This window comes from Marinomonas pollencensis, from assembly GCF_003387375.1.
Classification (GTDB): Bacteria; Pseudomonadota; Gammaproteobacteria; order Pseudomonadales; family Marinomonadaceae; genus Marinomonas; species Marinomonas pollencensis.
This window is the reverse complement of the sequence record NZ_QUNG01000002.1, coordinates 304686-326435: the sequence shown is the minus strand read 5'-3', so window position 1 is coordinate 326435 and position 21750 is coordinate 304686. Positions and strand designations below refer to the sequence as shown.

Annotated in this window: 19 protein-coding genes; 15 read left to right on the top strand and 4 right to left on the bottom strand. The window is 46.0% G+C overall.

The genetic code is table 11. The annotated features are described in order from the left end of the window. Positions 1 to 57: 57 nt before the first annotated feature. Together DFP81_RS04450 and DFP81_RS04445 are read left to right on the top strand one after the other, a co-directional pair. Positions 58 to 1302, top strand: coding sequence for a lipoprotein-releasing ABC transporter permease subunit (locus DFP81_RS04450; protein WP_115896550.1), 1245 nt, complete (start codon positions 58 to 60; stop codon positions 1300 to 1302). Continuing rightward, positions 1295 to 1984 (top strand): ABC transporter ATP-binding protein, encoded by a 690-nt coding sequence (locus tag DFP81_RS04445; RefSeq protein ID WP_115896549.1) that lies wholly within the window; start codon positions 1295 to 1297, stop codon positions 1982 to 1984. Before DFP81_RS04450 ends, DFP81_RS04445 begins: the two co-directional genes overlap by 8 nt. Positions 1985 to 2064: 80 nt before the next feature. Here the strand turns inward: DFP81_RS04445 and DFP81_RS04440 are convergent, their stop codons facing one another. Beyond that, entirely contained in the window at positions 2065 to 2577 is a 513-nt protein-coding gene (locus tag DFP81_RS04440; protein ID WP_115896548.1) for a DUF2062 domain-containing protein, read from the bottom strand. Positions 2578 to 2621: 44 nt separating this feature from the next. Between DFP81_RS04440 and DFP81_RS04435 the strand changes: the two genes are divergently transcribed. Genes DFP81_RS04435 through murI form a run of 8 tightly spaced genes read left to right on the top strand, consistent with a single transcriptional unit; the run spans position 2622 to position 9225 of the window. Next, positions 2622 to 4532 (top strand): ComEC/Rec2 family competence protein, encoded by a 1911-nt coding sequence (locus DFP81_RS04435; RefSeq protein WP_115896547.1) that lies wholly within the window; start codon positions 2622 to 2624, stop codon positions 4530 to 4532. A gap of 25 nt (positions 4533 to 4557) precedes the next feature. Continuing rightward, positions 4558 to 5187, top strand: a complete 630-nt coding sequence (locus tag DFP81_RS04430; protein WP_115896546.1) for a MotA/TolQ/ExbB proton channel family protein — start codon at positions 4558 to 4560, stop codon at positions 5185 to 5187. Then, complete coding sequence (locus tag DFP81_RS04425; RefSeq protein WP_115896545.1) at positions 5184 to 5606, top strand: ExbD/TolR family protein; 423 nt, start codon at positions 5184 to 5186, stop codon at positions 5604 to 5606. The genes DFP81_RS04430 and DFP81_RS04425 overlap by 4 nt, the downstream gene beginning before the upstream one ends. Next, the gene (lpxK, locus tag DFP81_RS04420) at positions 5603 to 6649 is read left to right on the top strand and encodes a tetraacyldisaccharide 4'-kinase (protein ID WP_115896544.1); all 1047 of its coding nucleotides are present in this window, start codon (positions 5603 to 5605) and stop codon (positions 6647 to 6649) included. Before DFP81_RS04425 ends, lpxK begins: the two co-directional genes overlap by 4 nt. Beyond that, positions 6646 to 6843 carry a Trm112 family protein gene (locus DFP81_RS04415; RefSeq protein ID WP_115896543.1) on the top strand — a complete coding sequence of 66 codons (198 nt, stop codon included), beginning with the start codon at positions 6646 to 6648 and terminating at the stop codon, positions 6841 to 6843. The genes lpxK and DFP81_RS04415 overlap by 4 nt, the downstream gene beginning before the upstream one ends. After that, entirely contained in the window at positions 6840 to 7313 is a 474-nt protein-coding gene (locus DFP81_RS04410; protein WP_115896542.1) for a low molecular weight protein-tyrosine-phosphatase, read from the top strand. Before DFP81_RS04415 ends, DFP81_RS04410 begins: the two co-directional genes overlap by 4 nt. 14 nt (positions 7314 to 7327) lie before the next feature. Next, a complete protein-coding gene (gene murB, locus DFP81_RS04405; protein WP_245959080.1) occupies positions 7328 to 8401 on the top strand; it encodes a UDP-N-acetylmuramate dehydrogenase in 1074 nt (357 codons plus the stop codon). After that, positions 8398 to 9225 (top strand): glutamate racemase, encoded by an 828-nt coding sequence (gene murI / locus DFP81_RS04400; RefSeq protein ID WP_115896541.1) that lies wholly within the window; start codon positions 8398 to 8400, stop codon positions 9223 to 9225. Before murB ends, murI begins: the two co-directional genes overlap by 4 nt. Before the next feature lie 648 nt (positions 9226 to 9873). On the opposite strand, the gene rne is transcribed toward murI, so the two are convergent. Continuing rightward, complete coding sequence (rne, locus tag DFP81_RS04395) at positions 9874 to 13170, bottom strand: ribonuclease E (protein WP_115896540.1); 3297 nt, start codon at positions 13168 to 13170, stop codon at positions 9874 to 9876. A 462-nt stretch (positions 13171 to 13632) separates the two neighbouring features. Here rne and rluC point away from each other — a divergent pair, with 462 nt between their 5' ends. Next, positions 13633 to 14604 (top strand): 23S rRNA pseudouridine(955/2504/2580) synthase RluC, encoded by a 972-nt coding sequence (gene rluC, locus DFP81_RS04390; RefSeq protein ID WP_115896539.1) that lies wholly within the window; start codon positions 13633 to 13635, stop codon positions 14602 to 14604. 534 nt (positions 14605 to 15138) lie between these two features. Beyond that, positions 15139 to 16599, top strand: a complete 1461-nt coding sequence (locus tag DFP81_RS04385; protein ID WP_245959079.1) for a DASS family sodium-coupled anion symporter — start codon at positions 15139 to 15141, stop codon at positions 16597 to 16599. Positions 16600 to 16652: 53 nt separating this feature from the next. Here DFP81_RS04385 and DFP81_RS04380 read toward each other — a convergent pair whose 3' ends face one another. After that, entirely contained in the window at positions 16653 to 18554 is a 1902-nt protein-coding gene (locus tag DFP81_RS04380) for a PhoX family protein (protein WP_115896537.1), read from the bottom strand. 240 nt (positions 18555 to 18794) lie between these two features. Between DFP81_RS04380 and DFP81_RS18555 the strand changes: the two genes are divergently transcribed. Both DFP81_RS18555 and DFP81_RS18550 read left to right on the top strand, forming a co-directional pair. Continuing rightward, complete coding sequence (locus DFP81_RS18555; RefSeq protein ID WP_342769961.1) at positions 18795 to 19199, top strand: hypothetical protein; 405 nt, start codon at positions 18795 to 18797, stop codon at positions 19197 to 19199. A gap of 45 nt (positions 19200 to 19244) precedes the next feature. Then, a complete protein-coding gene (locus tag DFP81_RS18550; protein WP_342769960.1) occupies positions 19245 to 19553 on the top strand; it encodes an LPD1 domain-containing protein in 309 nt (102 codons plus the stop codon). A gap of 296 nt (positions 19554 to 19849) precedes the next feature. Here the strand turns inward: DFP81_RS18550 and DFP81_RS04370 are convergent, their stop codons facing one another. Continuing rightward, positions 19850 to 20725: a LysR family transcriptional regulator gene (locus DFP81_RS04370; protein ID WP_115896536.1), complete on the bottom strand. Its 876-nt coding sequence runs from the start codon at positions 20723 to 20725 to the stop codon at positions 19850 to 19852. A 144-nt stretch (positions 20726 to 20869) separates the two neighbouring features. Here DFP81_RS04370 and DFP81_RS04365 point away from each other — a divergent pair, with 144 nt between their 5' ends. Further along, the gene (locus tag DFP81_RS04365; RefSeq protein ID WP_220342813.1) at positions 20870 to 21643 is read left to right on the top strand and encodes a sulfite exporter TauE/SafE family protein; all 774 of its coding nucleotides are present in this window, start codon (positions 20870 to 20872) and stop codon (positions 21641 to 21643) included. The last annotated feature ends 107 nt before the right edge of the window (positions 21644 to 21750 follow it).

Here is a 21750-nt window from a genome sequence, read left to right as displayed (position 1 = left end):
TTGTCAATGAAGGGGCTCTATTGTGCCCCTTCATTTTTTGCGAATAAGGGTTCACTTTTGATTAATTTTCTTCCTATCCGTATCGGTTTGCGTTACGCCAGAGCTAAGCGCTCAAACCATTTTATTTCCTTCATTAGTTTCTCTTCCATAGCCGGTTTGGCTCTCGGTGTGGCTGTTCTAATAACCGTGTTATCCGTTATGAATGGTTTTGACCGAGAGTTGCAGCAGCGTATTTTAGGTATGGTTCCGCACGCCACTTTATGGGGTGATCCTGTATTAAAGGACTGGCGGAAAGACATGCAAAGTATTGAAAAAATGCCTCATGTGGTTGGGGTTGCGCCTCATACTCAAGCGCAGGTGATGTTCCAGTCTGGCGCCAGTGTACACGGTGCACTGCTAAATGGCATTAATCCAGAGATGGAGAAAAAAGTTTCCATCATTGATGATCATATGGTGTCAGGCTCATTGGATGCCTTGAACCAAACGCCATTTGGCATAGTGTTAGGCTCTCAACTGGCCAAAATGTTGGCAGTGAAAATAGGGGATAAGGTGACCGCAATTTTGCCTCAAGCCAGTGTTTCCATTGTTGGCGTTAGTCCTGTGTTAAAACGTTTCACCCTAGTGGGCGTGTTTGAGGTAGGGGCAGAATTAGACAGTAGTCTTGCTTATATCAATGTACAAGATGCTGCAAAATTAAAAAGATACAATAAAGATGATGTGGAAGCCTTACGCATTAGCTTTGATGATTTATTCGTTGCGCCAACTGAAATCTGGGATATCGCGCGTGCTATTCCTGGGTTAAATAAAGTCAGTGATTGGACCCGTACTCATGGCAATCTTTTTCATGCCATAAAAATGGAAAAGACCATGATTGGTTTGCTGCTTCTACTGATTGTCGCGGTGGCGGCTTTTAATATTGTTTCAACCTTGGTGATGGTAGTAACGGATAAGCGCAATGACATTGCGATCTTGCGCACCATGGGCTTAACGTCACGGCAGGTCATGGCTGTGTTTATTGTTCAGGGTATGTTTATTGGTTTATTAGGGACCTTGATTGGTTTGGCGTTGGGTATCACTCTGGCGTTGAATGTAAGCAGTATTGTCAGCTGGCTGCAGCACGTACTGAGTGTTCAATTTTTAAGTTCAGATGTGTACTTTATTAATTATTTGCCTTCAGAGCTAGAATGGTCAGATGTGAAGATGATTGTTAGCAGCGCCTTTATAATGACGGTTGCGGCTACCATTTACCCAGCGTGGCGTGCATCGAAAGTAGAACCGGCAGAGGCGCTTCGTTATGAATAAGGATGTGGTATTAGAATGTCAGGCCTTATCTAAGCAGTACTTAGATGGCAAACAAACCATTGATGTGTTTCGTTCTATCGATTTTAGCCTTCACAAAGGTGAGGCGTGCGCCATCGTTGGGGCATCAGGCTCAGGTAAGACGACCTTGTTGAATTTGCTCGCAGGATTAGATCTAGCCAGCAGTGGCACAGTCACTTTGGCTGGGGTATCTTGGTCGAGCATTAAAGACGCTAAGCGCGCAAAAATGCGTAATAAAGAGATGGGCTTTGTGTATCAATTTCATCACTTATTGCCCGAATTTTCAGCGTTAGAAAACGTGATGATGCCGATGTGGATCGCCGGCGTATCAAAGTCGCAAGCGAAAAAGCTAGGTGAGCAACTTTTGGTGCAAGTGGGTCTTGGTGAGCGTCTTAATCACAAGCCTTCTCAGTTATCAGGAGGCGAGCGACAACGGGTGGCAATTGCGCGAGCTTTAGCAAATAAACCAGCCTGCGTGTTGATGGATGAGCCAACGGGAAATCTAGATGAGGCAACCTCTCAGGATATCCAGGCGCTTATCAATGAGCTGAAAGTTTCCCATAATATGGCCTTCTTAATCGTTACCCATGATGAGAAGATGCTTGGTTGGATGGACTCCGCGTACCGTTTATCGCAAGGTGATCTGGTAGCCATTGATAACTAAGCGTGTAGCTTAGCGGTCATCTAGGCGTAAAAAAGCACTCAGTTGAGTGCTTTTTTTGATTTGTTTTTTAGCGTGATAAGCTAAATTCTGCGGTTTTTTCGTTCTTTCCAGCGCTTTATTACATGAATCCGCCATACTAATAAGATGGTGAGGTAGGCGAGTGCGCCAAATACAAGTCCAGAAGTAATAGAGCCTAAATATAAGGGAACCCAGATGTGTTCCAGTTTTGCCCAGATCCATTCGACGGACAAATGAAAATCTTTGTCCTTGTCGGCGCCTATTATCAAGCTGCCAACCTTGTAATTGAAATAAAACACAAAGGGCATGGTTAGCGGGTTTGTGATCCATACCAGCGCGATGGAAAGTGGAATGTTGGCGCGTAACGGGATGGCAAGCAGGGCCGATGCCACCATTTGAAACGGCATAGGAATAAAGGCCCAAAATAGCCCATTAAAAAAAGCTCTAGCGACAGACCGTCGATTTAAATGCCATAAGTCCGCTTCATATATCTGCTTACCTAGTAAACTTAAGGCTTTGTTTTCTTTTAGCTTTTCTGGATTTGGAATGTACTTCTTTAAATAACGCTTCGGCATAAGCAGGTATAAGTTAGGTTAGCAATTTAAGACATGGAGGTCTTATGTTACTAAGTGTTTTAATCTTGATTGGCGCCATTTTGGTGCCAAGCGAATATCAGTGGCTGTATTCTACTCATATCATTCTGGTGTGTCTCTATTTAATCGGCACTCATCGATTCTGGCTGCTGTTTTTGACCTTTCTTTCCCTGATTAGCTGGCAGTTAAGTGAAAATGTGGCAAAGCCTAAGTTTTCTTTATTAAACACAAAAACACTATTTTTTGATCAACCCACACAGGCTTTATACAACAAAGGCGAGCAGCCGCTGCTATTGCTAAAGGGTGAAAGCGTTGCGTTAACCTTGTCTGGCTCCGATGGTGAATCCCATTACTTCGAAAAAGTGAGATTTGATTCTGTTGCGCTGGCGCCGAAAAACAGCGTTGAGGTCGGGATAACGAAGGTTACTGTGGCCAATAAAGCAGGCAGTTGGCTTGAAAAAAAGCTCTACCGTGAACGGATCCCCGCTTTGCTTGAAGGACAGGTCGATAGGAATTTAGTGAGACTAGATAAACCACTTATACCGGCGCAAGACATGGCTATCCCGTTAAGGCGATTTATTAATGAACAACTTGATGCTGTCTTTAGTCGGTATGAAAGTTGGCGTTTTACGCGCGCCTTATTGCTTGGTAATGATGATGGTTGGGATGAGCGTGACAAGTGGATGGTGCGCGCATTAGGTTTGGCGCATTTATTTGTGGTGTCTGGGCTTCATACTGGCTTTGTGTTTGTTTTTGGCCGGATTTTTAGTCGTCTTTGCTGGCGTTTTTCTGCGCAAAGTTGGGTGTTGTCCGGGCTTAATTGTTGGCAGTTTGATGCGTTAATCATTATGCCTATGTTGTTGTTTTATGCCTACCTAACAGATTGGGGTGCTCCGGTAGTGCGAGCATCCATTATGTTGAGCCTGTATTTACTATCAAGAGTTCTGATGCTTCAAGTTTCGCCTTATAAAGTGGTGACTTTTGCCTTGTGGGGTATGTTGCTGCTTGACCCGCGGGCGGTATTGCAGCCTGGCTTATGGTTGTCATTTAGTTTGGTGTGCTTGTTGATTGCGTTTACTCAATCTAGTGGCCGATGGATAAGGGTATTTTTACTTCAATTGATGCTATCAACGGCCTCAATGGTGCTTATTTGGGGGTGGCAGGCAGCGGTATCGATTATTTCGATTCCGCTTAACCTATTTATGGTGCCTCTGGCTGCGTTTGTGTGGTTTCCGATGGCCGCGTTAGCCAGCTTGGAAGGGTTTGTCTTACAAACGGATTATTTGTATTGGCTGTTGGATATGGGGTTACAGTGGGTGATCAGGGCTCTGGAGGCCGCTGCCTTTGGCTTACCCATGCTGAGCTTTGACCGTTTTCTGCATCCCATTGCTAAGGGGTTGCTGTTATTTTTGGTGGTGTTTTGGATTTGGCAGTGGCCTTTAAGACGTGGTTGGTTGTGTTTTCTGCTGATCTGGGGGGTGTTATTGGTGCCCAGAGAAAAGGTATCGCAAGTTGAGTATCAGGTAGTGAATAAAGGTGGAGAGCTTGCTTTTGAGCGAGCCGCGCAGATCCAATTTACCAGTCGTTGGTCCCGAGAGGATGTATCAAAGCGTTTGTTGGTTTTATTTAATGAGCAAAGTCAGTGGAATTCTTTAGCGCTTTTGCTAACGTCAAACACTAAGGAGTTAACCCCTAGGGTGTTATTAAGCGGTGAAATTGACTGGATAGTGATGAATAAAATTCCGTCTTTAGCATTGCAGGCTAGGTTGGCGGGGTTGAAAATTAACTGGCTCTCTATTGAGCCTGGCGAAGCCTTGCTATTTAGGCGTGAGAATGGTGTGGTGGAAGTGCGTCATTTGGCCTGTTCGTTTTCAATTTTTCTCTTTAAATCTGACACTTGCAGGCGTGTTGAAAAGTTAGAGTTTATGTTAAATTAACCTCAAATTTATATGGGAGCTCGCAGTGTTAACCTTTATCCAGACTGGCGGTTTTTTTATGTGGCCTTTATTGGCCTGTTCAATTCTAACCCTTGCGATCATTATTGAGCGTTTTTGGGTGCTGCGTAAATCTCGGGTTGCCCCGCAAAACCTTTTGTTGGATGTGATGTCACGGTTACGTGATGATCGTATGTCACTGGATTATATTCGCTCCATGCAAGCGACCACAGGCTTGTCTTTTATTTTTGCTGCAGGGCTTTTAAATTCAAAACATGGCCGCGCTACCATGAAAGAAAGCATGCAAGAGGCAGCGGGTCATGTGATTCATGATTTAGAGCGCTTTATGAGCAGCTTAGGGACCATTGCTGCAATTTCGCCATTGTTAGGTTTGTTGGGAACCGTGGTCGGAATGATCAAGGTTTTCTCCGTATTGATGGAGCAAGGGGCTGGCAATACAGCCTTATTGGCGGGCGGTATTTCAGAGGCGCTGTTAACCACGGCTGCTGGTTTAGGGGTCGCCATTCCAGCACTGATTTTTCATCGTTACTTTAGTCGTAAAATCGACGAGGTCGTGGTGAGCATGGAGCAGCAGTCAACCAAATTGGTCGATGCTCTTCATAATGACAGAGAAACCAAAGCGGGAGTGGGGCAGTGAAATTTCGACGTCAAAAAATTGATGACGTGCAGATAAACCTCACGCCACTGATTGATGTAGTGTTTCTATTGCTGATCTTTTTTATGGTCAGTACAACCTTTAATCACAGCACTGAGTTAACCATTGATCTGCCATCGGCAACCCGCGGTGAAGCCGCCGCTAATCGTAATCAGGATGTAGAGATTGTCATTACCAGTGATGGGCAATATGTTATTAATGGCCGTACCCTAGTCAACGAAAAAGTCTCAACTTTAGTTAAAGGGATCCAAGAAGTATCGCAAGGTGATAATAAGCGACCGCTTATTATCACTGCCGATGCTAAGGCGCCTTATGAGATGGTGTTAAACGTTTATGACGCCGCAGCGCAACTGGGCATTGCTAAGATTGCTCATACCGCACAAAGAGAGCAAGACGAGTGAATCTAGAGTGGTTATTCAGCAAAGCTTGGTATGGAAACTGTCCTTGGACCAAGGTTTTTTTGCCATTAATGCCGCTGGTCAAAAAAGTAGTGTACAACAAGCGTGCGGCCTTTCTTGCCAACCCAAGTTTATCTTATACAGCCCCGGTACCAGTTGTTGTGGTCGGTAACATCAGTGTAGGTGGTACCGGTAAATCCCCCATGGTGGTGGCTTTGTGTGAGCTGTTACGCAATAACGGTTTTCGGCCTGGTATAGTGTCCCGTGGTCATGGGGTTAAGTTGACCTCTCCCGTCTTGATTGATGAACAAAGTATGGCTTGCGAAGTGGGTGATGAGCCTGCCATGTTGGCTCGTCGTACCCAGTGTCCAACGGTTGTTTACCCAAGGCGAGCGATCGCCATTCAACATTTATTATCAACGACATCGGTTGATGTGATTATTTGTGATGATGGCATGCAGCACTATGCATTAAACCGTGATATTGAGATTGCCATGGTGGATGCTCAGCGCGGCATTGGAAATGGCTGTTTATTGCCAGTTGGGCCGTTGCGCGAGCCAGAAGAGCGTCTGGACAGTGTGGACTATGTGGTTAGTATTGCAAAACAGATGACTAAGCCGCTAATCGCGCTAGCGTCATCAGGTGAGGAGCGTTCCGTGTTAACCGCTAACTTATCCTCTGCGCATTTGGTGTCCCTTGATGGCTCGCAAAAATTGGCTTTTTCGGATGCCTTTTCAAGCACCAGCCAGTGGCATGTTATGGCGGGTATTGGCAACCCAGAGCGTTTTATGCAAACGCTTAAAGGCTTGGGTTTGGAAGAGCCGGATTCTGTTGCTTGGTTCGCCGATCATCATGCCTACCAAGAAGGGGATATTCCGCTAGAAGGGGGCGTTATTATGACAGAAAAAGACGCAGTAAAATGTCAGGATTTGCCTTTAACTAACCCTAATATATGGTATTTGCCTGTGTCACTTGTGTTACCGGATGCACTGACGGTCAGCTTAATTAATAAGTTACAACATATAAAAGAAGAGAAACAATCATGAATAAAGCTCTATTGGATATTTTAGTTTGCCCAGTTACTAAAGCGCCGCTTACGTTATCGGAAGATGGCACTGAGTTGATCAGTAAAGTTGGTGGTATGGCATACCCTGTACGAGATGGCATTCCTGTTCTTTTGGAGACTGAGGCGCGTACTTTGAACGCCGAAGAAAGACTGGACTCAGGCTCAGCAAAGTGAAAACCATTAAAGTACTGACGGTATGTCTGGGGAATATTTGTCGTTCCCCTGCGGCGCAAGGTATTTTGGCATTTACCGCAAGTCAATATAAGGGCTTGAAGTTAGAGGTTGATTCAGCCGGCACAGCTGTGTTCCATGTTGGAAATTCACCTGATCCGCGTTCGATTCGAGCGCTGGCAGAGCAAGGCATTGATATTAGTATGCAGCAAGCAAGGCAGGTGAAGGAAGAAGATTTTCAGCAGTTCGATTGGATTGTCGCTATGGATGCGGCGAATCTTGCCAACTTAAAAGCGATTCAACCAGCACAAAGTCAAGCCAAACTGGTTATGTTTGGTGCTTATCAGACAGGCGTTTCCTTAGGTGAAGTGGCAGATCCTTATTATGGTCAAGAGGATGGCTTTATACGAATGCGTGAGCATTTGACTGTCATTTCAGAACACTTTATTGACCACCTCATGTCACACGATTAGGAATCATCTTGTCCATGATACACGCATCAAAAAATACACTTTCCGATATGCCTGCTTGTCTGCAAAAGGGAGTGTCACTTAGCCCATTTAATACTTTTCGCTTCGCTTCAAAAGCGCAATTTTTTGCTCAAGTAGAGCACTTAGGCGCTTTGCTAGAAGTGGTTGCTTGGGCACAAGCTCAGCAACTGCCCATCACAGTGATTGGTGGTGGCAGTAACTTGTTGCTGTGTGGTGATATTGCAGGCTTAGTCATTATCAATCAATTGTCTGGTGTGCGCTTAACAGCAGAAGACGATGACAGCGTCAGCTTGAGTGTGGCGGCGGGAGAGCATTGGCATTCTTTGGTCGAACACTGTGTTCAGCAGTCTTGGTATGGTATTGAGAACCTTGCTTTGATTCCTGGGACCGTAGGTGCAGCGCCAGTGCAGAATATCGGCGCCTATGGTGTAGAGGTCAAAGATGTCATTGAGCGTGTTCAGGTGTTGGCCATCGATACTGGAGAAGTGAAGTGGCTAGCGGCACAAGACTGTGGTTTTGCTTATCGAGATAGTCATTTTAAAGGCAAATGGCAGGGTCGTTATATTATTACTGAGGTCGAGTTGCGCTTGTCTAAGCGTCCGGCGTTTGTGTTAAATTATGGTGGCTTGAAGAATCATATTGGCCCCGAGGTTAGCCTAGCTGGTGTGTTTGAAACTGTGTGTGCAGTACGGCGTAGTAAATTGCCAGACCCTAAAGAGCTTGCGAATGCGGGCAGCTTTTTTAAAAACCCCGTAGTGTCTGTGAAAGTACATGAAGATTTACTTCAGCGCTTTCCTGATTTGGTGTCATTTCCTTTTGGTGAGGGCTACAAATTAGCAGCAGGCTGGTTGATTGATCAAGCGGGTTGGAAAGGCTATCGCGACAAAGGGGTTGGGGTGTACAAAAAACAAGCCCTAGTATTGGTAAATTACACTGCCCTGCAAGCCTCGCCATTATTGGAGCTAGAGGCGCTTATCCAGCAGTCTGTTTTCGAGCGCTACGGTGTGCAATTAGAAAGAGAGCCAGTTGAGCTTCCTGCGCGAGTGGTTAGCAAGGAGGCAGAGAGTTGAAAATTGGCATTATGGACTCGGGGGCCGGTGGCTTAACCATTTTGAATGCTATTCGCCAGAAATTTCCAGCGCTCGATTTGTTATATCTCGCCGATGAAGAATTTGCCCCATATGGTGAAAAAACACCAGCTGACATACAGGGGCGAATCATTAAAATCGCGCAGTTTTTTGATGCCGAGCAGGTTGACGCTATTGTGGTTGCTTGTAATACAGCGACCGTCTGCGCCATAGATCAGTTGCGAGCTGTAACAGCATTGCCTGTAATTGGAGTGGAGCCAGCGGTAAAACCGGCTTTTCGCATGAGTAAAAAGCGCCATGTCGCGGTATTGGCAACCCCCTTGACGGCGGCAAGTGAGCGCTTGGGTGAGTTGATTGAGCGGTGGCGTGAAGACAGCCGCGTACAAATTATGTCGAGTGCGTCATTGGCGTACGCGATAGATGACTGGCCGACTTCCAAGGTGCAAGTTGAAGCGACGGTCCGTACATTGTGTGCAGAAATGATTCAGTCAGATGTGGATACCTTGGTGTTGGCTTGCACCCATTATCCTTTGGTTAAGGAGTTGTTTACTGATGCCTTAGGGGCTCAATGTGAGATTATTGAGCCGAGTGAAGGGGTCACAGCGCAATTGATGCGTCGACTGGAGCAAGCTTATCCAGAAGTGTTGCCAGCTTGGCTTGGTGAGGTCAGGGGAAGTATCGAAATCGTCAGTAGTAAAGGGCTAGAGAACATGCCCAATTTGATTGGTTGGGTAGAGGACAGTGCCGCACTATTAGTGCCAAAAAGCGTTGCTATCTCTGACTATAATGCCGTTATCGGCGCCTAAACCGTGTCTATCACACTTTTTTAATGCATAAAAAGACAGGCTTTTCCTGATAAGGCCTGGTCTGCTGTCTACAGATTAAACGCTCGCTGTGCTTGCTCGAGCGTTTTCCATTTCAAGGCCATTGGCCTGCAATCTTTGCTACCTTTTATTACTTTCAATGTCTTTCTTTAGCTAGTTGTCTAGATAGAGCGGACACAAGCTTTTATCGCAAACCAGCGCCATATTCTTTGTCTATTATAATCAGCATGCCGTTTGGGCTCGTGTTGATAAGCTTTGCGGTGCTCGCAGGCGCCTTTGAGTTTTTTTGCTGGACTTTCTTTTGAGTAAGTAAAAGAGACTGTGAGAATGGATTGGTTCCGGCTAATTCCCCCTGCCTTCTTTGTCAACAAGGGCTCTGGATCTGCTTTACATGCCGAAGGGAATATCAGCCTGTTATTGCGACACGCTCAACTATCAACTAGTGCGAATTTAAAAGCCATTAAACATTGCGCTGTGTGATTGATGCTTGCTGTCGCCTTAAAGAGGTCTGCTTTAAATCAGCGCATTTTAGGGGGGAGGGGGATTGTGTAAACCTATTTCAGGACGGGACAAGTTAAACAAAAAAGCCCGCATTTTCATGCGGGCTTTTACTTTGCATTTCTGAGCCTTCTATTCTGTTTCAGAAGTCTCAGCTTGGGCTTGTTGCGGTGCGCTTGCTTCTTCACGTGCAAGGCGCGGGTCATTTTTGACTCGGCCTGTTGCTGAAGAACGACGGCGAGCTGAAGAGGCTTGACGTTTTTCTGCCAACTCTTGTTTCATCTTCTCCTGCTGCGCCAAAATAGCAGCGGGTAATTCAACGGATTCTTTTTTCACCGTTGCGGCTTTTACTGCCGGCTTACCGCGACCACGACGAGGTGTGCGAGTAGTGCGAGTCTTAGGTTTGTCGGCATCAGCGTCCAGCGTGACTTGCTCAGTCGGAGCAGATTCTGCTTCCTGCTGTGGTTCAGCCGCGTTCTCAGCCTTTTCCTGCTCTGGTGTTGATTCCGCCTTTGCTTCTTGCTTTGGCTCTGATGCTTCTGCAAGTTGTGCTTTTACGGACACTTTTGGCTTCTCACTCGCAGGTGCTTCTTTAACCTCGGCAGGTGCTGCTTCAACCTCAGCAGGTGCTTCTTCAGCTTTAGCAGGTGCTGCTTCAACCTCAGCGGTTGCTTCTTCAACCTTAGCAGGTGCTTCATCAGCTTTAGCGGTTGCTTCTTCAGCCTTAGCGGTTGCTTCTTCAGCCTTAGCGGTTGCTTCTTCAGCCTTAGCAGGTGCTTCTTCAGCTTTAGCAGGTGCTGCTTCAACCTCAGCGGTTGCTTCTTCAGCCTTAGCAGGTGCTTCTTCAACCTTAGCAGGTGCTTCTTCAACCTTAGCAGGTGCTTCTTCAGCTTTAGCAGGTACTTCTTCAACCTTAGTGGTTGTTTTTTCAGTCTCTGCCGGTGCTGTGTCAGCTTGCTCTGCTGGAGCGGCTTTTACCTGATTTTGCTCTTCAGTCGCGTTAACGTTTTCACTGGTTGTCGCTGTTTTCGTAGCGGCTTTAGGTGCATTGGCAGCATTAGAGTCTACCGAGCTGTCGGTATTCTCTGGATTTTGTTCTGCCGTTGTACCTTCCGCTTTTTGACCGCGTTGACGGGAGCGACGAGAGCGGCGCGAGCGGCGTTGTTCTCGAGGTGCGTCATCAGTATCACCAGAGTCGTTATTACGAGCCTCTTCAGTGCTTAGTAATGCGGCTTCTGCTGCAGCACTTTCGGCTTCTTCACGCAATTTTTCAGTCGCTTGAATGTCTTCTTTTAGCTTGCCATTACGACGACGGTTATCGTTGCGATCACGTTTTCGTTCAGCGACTTCAGGAACAACTTTTTCTTTTGCTACCGCTTTTGGCTGGTTGGCTTTTTTGTCGTTCTTATTGTCTTGCTGATCTTGTTTGTGATCTGCTTTGTTGTTGCGTGAGCGATTATTGCGCTGATTGCTTTTTTCACCAGTGGCTTCCGCTTGTTCGCGACGTGATTGACGAGTAGAGCGAGTGTTTTCTTTGCTTTCTACTGCATTAGAATCACGATCCGCATTTTGGTGCTTGGCACGTTTATTACGGTTGTTGCGATTGCTGTTTTTGTTTGCAGGTGTGCGTTGTTCGCTGCTATTACGCTCTGTGCGTGGGCTAGGCTTCGCGCTGCTCGTATTTTTCTTTGCACTACTTGTTGTTGCTGTCTCTGGCGCTGTGGTTTCGCCAAACAATGCTGTGAAAAAGCGTTTTAGCAATCCTGGTTTTGCTTTTTCAGGAGCGGCTTTTTGGGTTGCAGCAGGCGTGCTTTGAGCTGGGGCAGGCGCTTTAGGAGCTATGCTGGTCACCGCAGCTTGTGGGCGCGTGCTTTCATTTACCTGACGTGGTTCGTAAGGTGGCTGTTCAGGAGTCTCAACAATTGAGTAGCTGTTTTCGTTTTGCGAAACGACAGAGCTGTCATCGCGAATACGTTCTACTTCAAAGTGAGGCGTTTCCATGTGCGGGTTAGGCACCAAAATAATATGAACGCTGTTGCGTTTTTCGATCTTGGCGATGTTGGTGCGCTTCTCGTTGAGTAAGAAGGTCGCTACAGAAACCGGCAATACTGCACGGATTTGAGCGGTGCGCTCTTTAGAACATTCTTCTTCGATCAGTCGCAGTACCGACAATGCCAATGATTCAACGTCACGGATAAAGCCCTGGCCATTACAGCGTGGGCAAACAATGCCGCTTGTTTCACCAAGAGATGGGCGTAGACGTTGGCGTGACATTTCCAGTAAGCCAAAGCGTGAAATACGGCCGATTTGGACGCGCGCACGGTCCGCTTCAAGCGCATTTTTCATGCGGTTTTCAACTTCTTTTTGGTTGCGTACCGGGGTCATATCGATGAAATCAATGACGACCAATCCGCCGATGTCACGCAAGCGTAGTTGGCGTGCGATTTCGTCTGCCGCTTCTAAATTGGTTTGTAGTGCGGTTTCTTCAATGTCACCGCCTTTTGTTGCGCGAGCGGAGTTAATATCGATAGAAACCAGTGCTTCAGTTGGGTCGATAACAATCGAGCCACCAGAAGGAAGACGAACTTCCCGTTGGAATGCGGTTTCGATCTGGGTTTCGATCTGGAAGCGGTTAAAGAGTGGTGTAGAGTCGGTGTACAGTTTGATGCGTGATTTGAAATGCGGCATAACCTGCATAACAAAGTTAATAGCGTCTTGGTAAGCGCCTTTTTCATCAATCAGTACTTCACCAATATCTTCGCGTAAGTAGTCGCGAATGGCACGGATAACTATGTTACTTTCTTGATAAATCAAGAAAGGAGCTGGCTTTTCAGAAGCGGCTTTAGTGATAGAAGTCCATAGGGTATCTAGGTAATCCAAATCCCACTGTAATTCTTCTGTAGAGCGGCCAACACCGGCTGTACGTACGATTAAACCGCCATTTTCTGGGGTTTTAAGGCCTGACATTGCTTCTTTAAGTTGAGAGCGGTCGTCACCATCGATACGGCGTGAGATACCACCAGCACGAGGGTTATTTGGCATTAGCACCAAGTAACGGCCTGCTAAGCTAACAAAAGTCGTCAGAGCGGCGCCTTTGTTGCCGCGTTCTTCTTTGTCAACTTGAACAATAACTTCCTGACCTTCGCTTAATACATCTTTAATATTAATGCGGCCATCGTGGTTGGATTTTTTGGAAAAATAGGTTTTAGAGATTTCTTTCAAAGGAAGGAAGCCGTGGCGTTCAGCACCATAGTCAACAAAGGCAGCTTCAAGACTCGGTTCGATACGAGTTATACGGCCTTTGTAGATGTTTGCTTTCTTCTGTTCTCTAGAACCGGATTCAATATCAAGATCGTATAAACGTTGGCCATCGACAAGGGCGACCCGCAACTCTTCTTGTTGAGTTGCATTTATTAGCATTCTAATCATTATAAGTGTGACTCTGTTGGCTGACGCGAACAAATGTGCAGTAGAAGGGGCCGATTTAGGTCCTAGCCCAGAATAGAGTTAGCAATTCGTAGTGTTCAGGCAAATGGAGTACGCGATGCGTTTATAAAAATAAAACGATTTTATGCGGTCGTCGCCAAATCAATAACAAAAAGTCCTATACCGGTCTCGTTTTTTGCTTTTTTACGAAACAACGCGAACGCGCGGCCGAGCAATTAATGAGATTTCCTTCTTCTGACACAGAATTATCCGAATCATGCGGTTTATTATTTAAGCTTAACTGTTACAGAGGTAAGATATAGGGCCGAAGTGTCGCTTCGGCTAAAATTGTTCAGTTCTCAGTGTCTTACCTTCGAGGCGTTTTGTTGCCTCTTACCCTCTGTGAATGTGAATATAACAGTAAAAACTAAGTGCTTCAATTATAAAGGAAACCAATCTTTGGTTATGTCGGACTCAGATCAAAATTCCGCAGCGCGGCCAGCGGTACGCTATGTGACGATTGACGAGAATAATTCTGGTCAACGGATCGATAACTTCCTTGTTACCCTGTTAAAAGGTGTGCCAAAAGGCAAGCTATACAACCTTTTACGAAAAGGGGAGATAAGGGTAAACAAGAAGCGCACTAAGCCAGACTATCGTTTGCAACATGATGACATTGTGCGAATTGCGCCCATTGTTGTTGCGCCAGTGGCGGACAAGCCCACATTGCCGGATAAGCTTAAGGCGAGCATTGAATCGCGCATTGTCTACGAGGACAAAGGCTTGATTGTGGTGAATAAACCGTCTGGCCTGGCGGTTCATGGTGGCAGTGGCTTAAGTTTTGGTTTGGTGGAAGTGATTCGTCAAATGCGCCCCCAAGAGAAATTCATTGAGCTTGTTCACCGACTAGATCGAGATACCTCAGGTTTGATCATGGTGGCTAAAAAACGCAGCGTGTTAAAAGAGCTGCATACGGCGCTGCGAGAAAAAGAAGGTGTGCAAAAAACCTACTTGGCCTTGGTTTACGGCAGTTGGCCGAAGCGCAAGCAGCAAGTTAATGCGCCATTGCTGAAGAATGAGCTTAAATCTGGTGAGCGAGTGGTTAAAGTCCATACGGACGGTAAAGAAAGTTTAACGCGTTTTAAATTAGTTCGTCAGTTTGACGGTTATAGTTTGGTGGAGTGTGAGCCAGTGACTGGGCGAACACATCAAATCCGCGTGCATACTTTGCATGCTGGGTATCCTATTGTCGGTGACGAAAAGTATTCGCCGGCCGAATCGGTAAAGGAAACTAAAGCCCTTGGCTTTAAACGCCTATGTCTGCATGCCACACGTTTAGACATTATGCTCAATGGCGAGCGTATGTTATTTGAAGCACCGTTAGACAAAGAATGGCAGACGGCAATGAATGAAAGCTTAACGCCGATATTCAGCTAAGTGTTTTAGGGCCCAGCCCATTAAGTTCTCGTTACTTCTTGGTCACCTAATTTGGCATTCAAGCTTTATTAGGTGATCAGATGTGATGAGTTCTCGCGCTATCCTCATAAGTTACTCACACAAATACATCACTTATACGCCCACTTTGAATGCCGCTAACGGCACTAGGGTGCTTCTCGGTTCGTTAAAGCTTGTTGTGCCAGACCCTGTCGTATTTTTTGGCACCACACTGATCCATCTGTTTTTTAGCTTGTCGCCAGCTTTCAAGACATTTGAAGAGTCGCGCTAATCCTATCGCTATGGAATTAGGCGCTCACTTTAGGGACTGTAATTTTCGAATACCCTGTATCGTTTTTAAGTCTAGGTGTCATTTAGAGCCGATTGGCAAGCGTGAATCAGTGAGCTTTTTTCGCGTTGTGTTTGCTGTTTGCGGCGCGTCTGACTTATGTCAGCGCAGAAAAGCTAGGTCAGCCGTAAAATTCCTCGACGCTTGCTGTTGTTTTTACCCTGATCTTGATGAAGGAGTGTATAAAGGTGGGTAGTGTAAAACTAGTCCCTGGTTTTTTTTCAATTGCTTTGGCGGCCAGTATTTGGTTTGTGGTGCCGGCCCCTGAGGGCGTGTCGCTAAATGCCTGGCATTTGTTGGCTTTGTTTGTTGGAACCGTAGTCGCCATTATTGGCAAGGTGATGCCGATCGGCGCGTTGGCCATTCTGGCAATCACCTTGGTTGCCATCACGGGTGTCACCAACGACAGTACATCGGGGGCGATTAAGGACGCCCTAAGTGGCTTTTCAAATTCGCTCATTTGGCTTATCGGTATTGCCATAGTGATTTCTAGAGGATTGGCCAAAACAGGTCTTGGTAATCGCATTGGCTATTATTTTATTACTTTGTTCGGCAAGAAAACCATTGGTATTGGTTATTCGTTGGCGCTGGCTGAATTGGTCATTGCTCCAGTAACTCCAAGTAACACGGCGCGTGGTGGTGGTATTATCCACCCCATCATGAAGTCTATTGCCAGCAGTTTTGGCTCCTCCCCAGAAGAAGGCACTTCTCGTAAGATAGGGCATTACCTTGCCTTGGTGAACTATCATATCAATCCGATCACATCGGCGATGTTTATTACAGCAACGGCGCCGAACCCTCTTATCGTTAAGCTTATTGCGGATGCGACCGGCGCAAGCATTAGTATTTCTTGGGGTGCTTGGGCGTTGGCCGCTCTGTTGCCAGGTTTAGTATGCATTGCCTTGGTGCCCTTAGTGATTTATGGAATTTATCCGCCTGAAATTAAAACTACGCCAGATGCCAGTGATTACGCAAAATCTAAGTTGGCAGAAATGGGGAGCATGAGTTACGGCGAAAAAGTCATGGTGGCGGTGTTTGCTCTGTTGCTTTTGTTGTGGGCAGGGGTACCGGCGATGTTCTTTGGTGCGGAGTTTGCGGTGAACACGACCGCGGTGGCATTTTTGGGCTTATCAGTGTTGTTGGTCACCGGTGTATTGAGCTGGGAAGATGTGCTTAAAGAAAAATCCGCATGGGACACTGTGGTGTGGTTTTCGGCCTTGGTGATGATGGCGACGTTTTTAAACAAGCTTGGTTTAGTGCATTGGTTCTCGACCGTGGTGCAAAGCAACATTGAGCAATTCCATTTGAGTTGGGGGGTGTCTGTGGTCATCTTGGTTGTCGTCTACTTTTATGTACATTACTTTTTTGCCAGTACCACTGCGCATATTACCGCCATGTTTGCGGCCTTTTATGCAGCCGGTTTAGCGTTAGGGGCGCCGCCTTTGTTCCTTGGTTTATTACTCGCTGGTGCATCGTCTTTGATGATGTCGTTAACCCATTACGCAACAGGCACCTCGCCGATTATTTTTGGCTCAGGTTATGTGTCTATGGAAGACTGGTGGATTGTGGGCTTTATCATGAGTCTTGTGAATTTAGCCGTCTGGGGAATTGTCGGGGGCTTGTGGTGGAAGGGGTTAGGGTATTGGTAACGGATAAAAAAGGCGACCCATCAGGTCGCCTTTTTAGTTGTGTTCAAACTGTATTACGACAATTTAGGAATGCCGGTTAGGTAACCTACCGCGGCACCGTAACGATCCTTGTAGTTTGCGCGTATGTACGGGTCCAGTGTGTCTTTGACTTTATCATGCAATGGGCTTACCCAATCACCAGGGTGTTGCCAGTTGCTCATGATGTATGTCCAGCCGTTAAGTTCATCAACTGCATGCAGACCCGTTGATTCTGCCCCTGCTGGCGTTGATAAAATGCGTGCGAGTTCGCCACTGTCCACGTTATATGCCCATAAAAAGTTATTAACATGGTTGCCGCTGTCTTCGCCTATAAATAGGGTGCGCAATTTCTCAGAGAATTTCAGGTTGTCTGGGTTGGCGATACGGTCAGCATGCGCTGTGTTGCCCAGTTCATCAGGAACCGCTAAATCTTCACCGATGAGGTTGGCTGGCGCTTCCATGCGAACCGACACCCATTCACTGTCAATTGGGTGGCCGTGGTTATCCTTCTGTCCACCGGTTAGCGTATGTTCGTATACGGCGCCCGCTTTTGGCCCTTCTACATGAATGTCTGAACTGCCATCGGTCATGGTTTTATAGATATAAGACATGGCAGAGTAGGCTTTCTTGTCTTTGATGTTGACGGTCGTTCCTTCCATTTTAGTAAAGCCCAAAGACGCTCCGATCAAAGCCGCATAACGGTGAGTTTCTAAGAAAGCGGCTTCTTTCTCCATGCCAGGTTTTAATCGAACCCAGTTGGTTTTGCCGCTGTAGCCGATCTTAGTGAAGCTAGTGTCTTTTGGATCTTCGGTGTGAATGTCCATGATATCGGTGGATTTAATGCCCGCTTTTACCAAGCGTTCGATTTCATCACTGTTCGCTTCACCTAATTTAATCCATGATAAGTTGCCTGCTCCAGGACCCTTTGAAGAGGTTTGATGCCATTTTGCGGCATACAATTTGCCAGATGACAAATCACCCGCTTTATCTGCGATAAACATGAATAAACCGCTGTTGGTAAAATCATCGCCCATTAATACAGTGCGTTCATCGGGCATCACTTGTACTAGCTCATGGGAAATACGACCCATACAGTAATGTTTAACAATGGAACCTGTACCGTCTTTATGAACCGTCACTTCTGGCATATGACCATAGTTGTATGGGTTGGCTTTATTTTCATCGCCGAACAAGTGTTTGCTGTACGCTTTGAATTGCGCGTTATCTGTGTCAGACGCATCAGGCTGATATTCTTCACTAGAAAGGTGTGTTCCCCAAGGAGATAAGCTTGCGCCACAGGTAATCCACAAGCCGCCGACGTTTGAGGTATCAACATTGTGGTATTTAACCAGTTTAAGTTCTCCGGTTTCTGGGTTTTGATCTAGCGTTAAGATTGCAATCGGAGAAGGTAAGCGGCCGTACATTTCATTGTCTGCCCCATCGCGGCTGGTGTATTCAAATTGAACAACAGCGAAAACGTGGTTGCCGTATACGCCAGCGACTTTGGCGTCTTTAACGGTTAATAGGCTGGAGCCATCTGGACAGTCAGAGAAGAACTGACGGTTATTAAAAGTAGGATCCGTAATAGGTTTATTATTAATATCATAATAGCCACCAGCGACGAGAGTATTGCCATTACCATCTGGAACGCGATCACCGGAAACAAAGAATGGATGATAGTCCAATTTCACTAGGCGGCTAGAGCCATCTTCAAATTTCAATTGCATGGCGGCATTAGTGTAAGCGGTGGCCATTGCAGCAGGGTTACTCAAAGAAGGTGCTGTCATAGGTACAAAGCTAACAGAAGATAAAGGCGCCTCAGTCATGTTTTCTGCAAATGCTTTGGCGCTAAACATGCCTCCAGCGAGAGGTAATAATGGCGCGCCGGCCATAAAACTAAGCATGCGGCGGCGGGTGTTATCAATTGACTGGCTCATGGTTACTATTCCTTTGTAAAAACACGGGATGTCTGTAATAAAACAAAAATACTATAATCTTGACTCATTAACTGCGGGCATAGTAGACCATGTCATACATGACGTTTTCGTGAAAGCTAGATGACTTATATGTTTCAAATCAATTAAATAGAGACTAGTTTAAGGAAGTGAAAGCGAGTTGATGTGATAATCTAGAGGGAGAGTGCTTGCTTTGTTTGGGGTTTTATTCGGTATGAGTCAATGAATGTTAAGGTCAATGGGCTTAGTTTTGTAACCATTCGTCGTCAGTTTGATTTTCGTGGTATTGAAATGGGTCGCTGGGTAACCACTGAGGAGCGAGATCGCGCCGCGCTCAATTTTCACCAGGCATTGACGGATTTAATGGCTGTGCTGCAAGGCCCTGAAGTGCTGATTTCACTTCGTGGTAGTTTAGGGCTTCAATTTGGCAAAGGAGGGCGACCTGGTGTGGCGGCGCATTATATGCCAGCAACGCGCCAATTGGCCTTGGCAAAGAACGCTGGCGCGGGGAGTTTGGCCCATGAGTGGTATCACGCATTTGACCATTATATGGGTGATAAAATGTTTCCTATTCTTGGTGCTCAATCTTTTGCCTCTGCAAATTGGTTAACCTCCACAAAAATGTAGCCTCACCCGCTGAATACGTTATTAGAAAGCTGCTTCAAAGCCATTATGCTCAACACCGATGGCAGTGCCCCCAGCGCGATGTTTAATGCCTCTAAGCGTACTGACCAGGCGTTAAATATTATTTATTACGCTAAGCCGGAAGAGTTATGTGCCAGAGCATTTGAAGCTTTTGTAGAAGACGAAAAGCCACAAAGTCGCTTTCTCGTAAAAGGCAGCCGTTATTCAGACGAAGCCAAAGCAGGGCTGTACCCACAAGGCGCGCAACGTCAGCAAATTAACGCGGCTTTTAAAGCCTATTTTTCAAGGCTTGGGGCTGCGCTGTATCGACAGCAGCGATCATCGCTTAATCAATAATCTGTTAAGGAGGGAATGGAAAAATAATATGCTGGATATATATACAGTATATTGCTGGCCCCCTATCTAGTGCTGACAAGCTGTCAATCTTAACAAATAAATCGCCATGGTTAGGTGCTTTCCTGCGCAACCCCTTATTCTATAGGTGTTTCGTATCCAGCGAATCAAGATGAGCTTGATTTGTTTTATGTCTGAGTTGTTAAGAAGTTAACTGCCAAATAAGAATACTGTATAAATATACAGTATCTTAATATGCAGTGCCTTGGTCGGTGTTATTCTTACTTCACCTTTTACCTTTATCGCTGTGTTGCGCTCAGCTCACTTTGAACCAAGGCTAACAATGCGTCTTTAGCTTTGTGAAATCCTATGTTTTTATTCCATAAAAGGTAGTTTTTAATCGGCTTTAGCTGATCAAAGTGGTAACCCTCGATTCCGCCATTGAGTTTGAGTTGTTCGTATATTCCCTTTGGTACCAATGAAATACCAGCGCCAGAGCTGACGCAGCCGAGTATGGTGCCATAGCTTGCAATGCTGGTTATCTCAGCGGGAATTTGATGGGTCTCGAGCCAATTCTCTAGCGTTTTTCGATATGGGCAGCCTTCTGGCCACATGTAAATATTTTTGCCTATTAGGTCGCCAGGGGAGTGTATGCTGTCAAAGGTTGCGGGTGCGATTAGTACCAGCTCTTCTTGGTAAATTTCAACACATTCAATATCTGGATGCAGGCTTTTCCCAGCAATCACAGCGCTGTCTAATTCGTGCTTGACGACGGCTGTTTCCAGTTCTTTCCACTTTCCAGTACTGAACTCAATATGAACCTTGGGATATTGTTTGTGATACAAAGACAATACTTTAGGTAGGCGGCTGGTGGCGGCCGATTCAATTGCCCCAAAGCGTAGCGTACCTATGGGTTCTCCGTCGGCACTAATGGCACGTTTTGCTTCTTGGCACAGAGACAGAATGTTATTTACGTAGCTAAGAAATATATCCCCGGCAGGGCTTAATGAAAGACCTCGCCCTTTGCGAATAAATAGTGCTTCCCCCAGCTCCTCTTCTAGGTTCTTGATCCTTGTTGTGATGTTAGAAGGTACGCAGTGCAGTTGTTCAGCCGCTTTCGCAATACTGCCAAGATCGACAATGGTTTTAAACATTCGTAACTGTGAAAGCTCCATTTTATTGCTCATTAATAGTGAATGATAAAGTCAATATAAGTTACTTTTTTTTAGCTATCAAGCTGATTAGTCTGAACCGAATTCACCAATGGGTTGGTTTCTCAGTCTATTGGATTTCTGAGGTAATTTGTTTAGGACTTAACCATGATTTCTAGTGCTGCGGATATGATCACTTTGGGCTTGTTTTCTTTTTGTGGTGGTTTGATTGATGCGGCGGTTGGCGGGGGAGGTTTGATTCTCTTGCCCGCTTTGATCCATGCGCTTCCTGAATACGCATTATCGACCGTGTTTGGCACCAATAAGGTTGCCGTCTGGGCCGGGGCGGTGACATCCATTGGCTCCTATCTGAAAAGGGTTAACCTTGTCTGGAAAATTTTGCTGCCTGCGGCTTTATCAGCCATTGTCTTTGCCTATCTTGGGGCTATGTCGGTTGCCTATATAGCAAAGGACAAGATGCAGGTTTTTGTGTTTATCCTGTTGGTCTTGATGGCCATGTATACCTTTCATAAGAAAGAGTTGGGGTTAACGCAAAGGAATGTTGAGGTCAATGCAAAAAATATTGTTAAAGGTGTTGTGTTTGGTGGGCTAATTGGGTTTTACGATGGTTTGTTTGGGCCTGGCAGTGGTAGCTTTCTGATTTTCCTGTTTATTCGCGGTTTTGGCTTTGATTTTCTAAACGCCTCAGTGTCAGCAAAACTGGTCAACTTAGGGGCTTTTACGGCCGCGTTGTTATTCTTCATCCCATCTGGTTATGTATTATGGAAAGTGAGCGCGCTTATCGCTGTGTGTAATATTTTAGGAGCTTTGACTGGGGCGTATTTAGCCTTGCGATTGGGGAGCCAGTTTATCCGTGTGCTGTTTTTAACCCTGCTGCTTTTTTTAATCAGTCGCATGGGGTTCACTATGTTGATTGCCTAAGAAGTGTTAGGCAGGAACTCTCAGCTTAGGTGAAATTATGACGATTTCTTTTAGTCGCCACGCTATGCTGACAAGTATTGATTGGAATAAAAAAGACGACCTAAAAA

Excerpts from the sequence above, each read along its gene's own strand:
- DFP81_RS18555 (WP_342769961.1), top strand. The coding sequence starts at position 18,795 with ATGAATGTTAAGGTCAATGGGCTTAGTTTTGTAACCATTCGTCGTCAG.
- DFP81_RS04380 (WP_115896537.1), bottom strand. The coding sequence starts at position 18,554 with ATGAGCCAGTCAATTGATAACACCCGCCGCCGCATGCTTAGTTTTATG.
- DFP81_RS04445 (WP_115896549.1), top strand. The coding sequence starts at position 1,295 with ATGAATAAGGATGTGGTATTAGAATGTCAGGCCTTATCTAAGCAGTAC.
- rne (WP_115896540.1), bottom strand. The coding sequence starts at position 13,170 with ATGATTAGAATGCTAATAAATGCAACTCAACAAGAAGAGTTGCGGGTC.
- DFP81_RS04370 (WP_115896536.1), bottom strand. The coding sequence starts at position 20,725 with ATGGAGCTTTCACAGTTACGAATGTTTAAAACCATTGTCGATCTTGGC.
- murB (WP_245959080.1), top strand. The coding sequence starts at position 7,328 with ATGATACACGCATCAAAAAATACACTTTCCGATATGCCTGCTTGTCTG.
- DFP81_RS04415 (WP_115896543.1), top strand. The coding sequence starts at position 6,646 with ATGAATAAAGCTCTATTGGATATTTTAGTTTGCCCAGTTACTAAAGCG.
- rluC (WP_115896539.1), top strand. The coding sequence starts at position 13,633 with ATGTCGGACTCAGATCAAAATTCCGCAGCGCGGCCAGCGGTACGCTAT.
- DFP81_RS04435 (WP_115896547.1), top strand. The coding sequence starts at position 2,622 with ATGTTACTAAGTGTTTTAATCTTGATTGGCGCCATTTTGGTGCCAAGC.
- DFP81_RS18550 (WP_342769960.1), top strand. The coding sequence starts at position 19,245 with ATGCTCAACACCGATGGCAGTGCCCCCAGCGCGATGTTTAATGCCTCT.
- DFP81_RS04440 (WP_115896548.1), bottom strand. The coding sequence starts at position 2,577 with ATGCCGAAGCGTTATTTAAAGAAGTACATTCCAAATCCAGAAAAGCTA.
- DFP81_RS04365 (WP_220342813.1), top strand. The coding sequence starts at position 20,870 with ATGATTTCTAGTGCTGCGGATATGATCACTTTGGGCTTGTTTTCTTTT.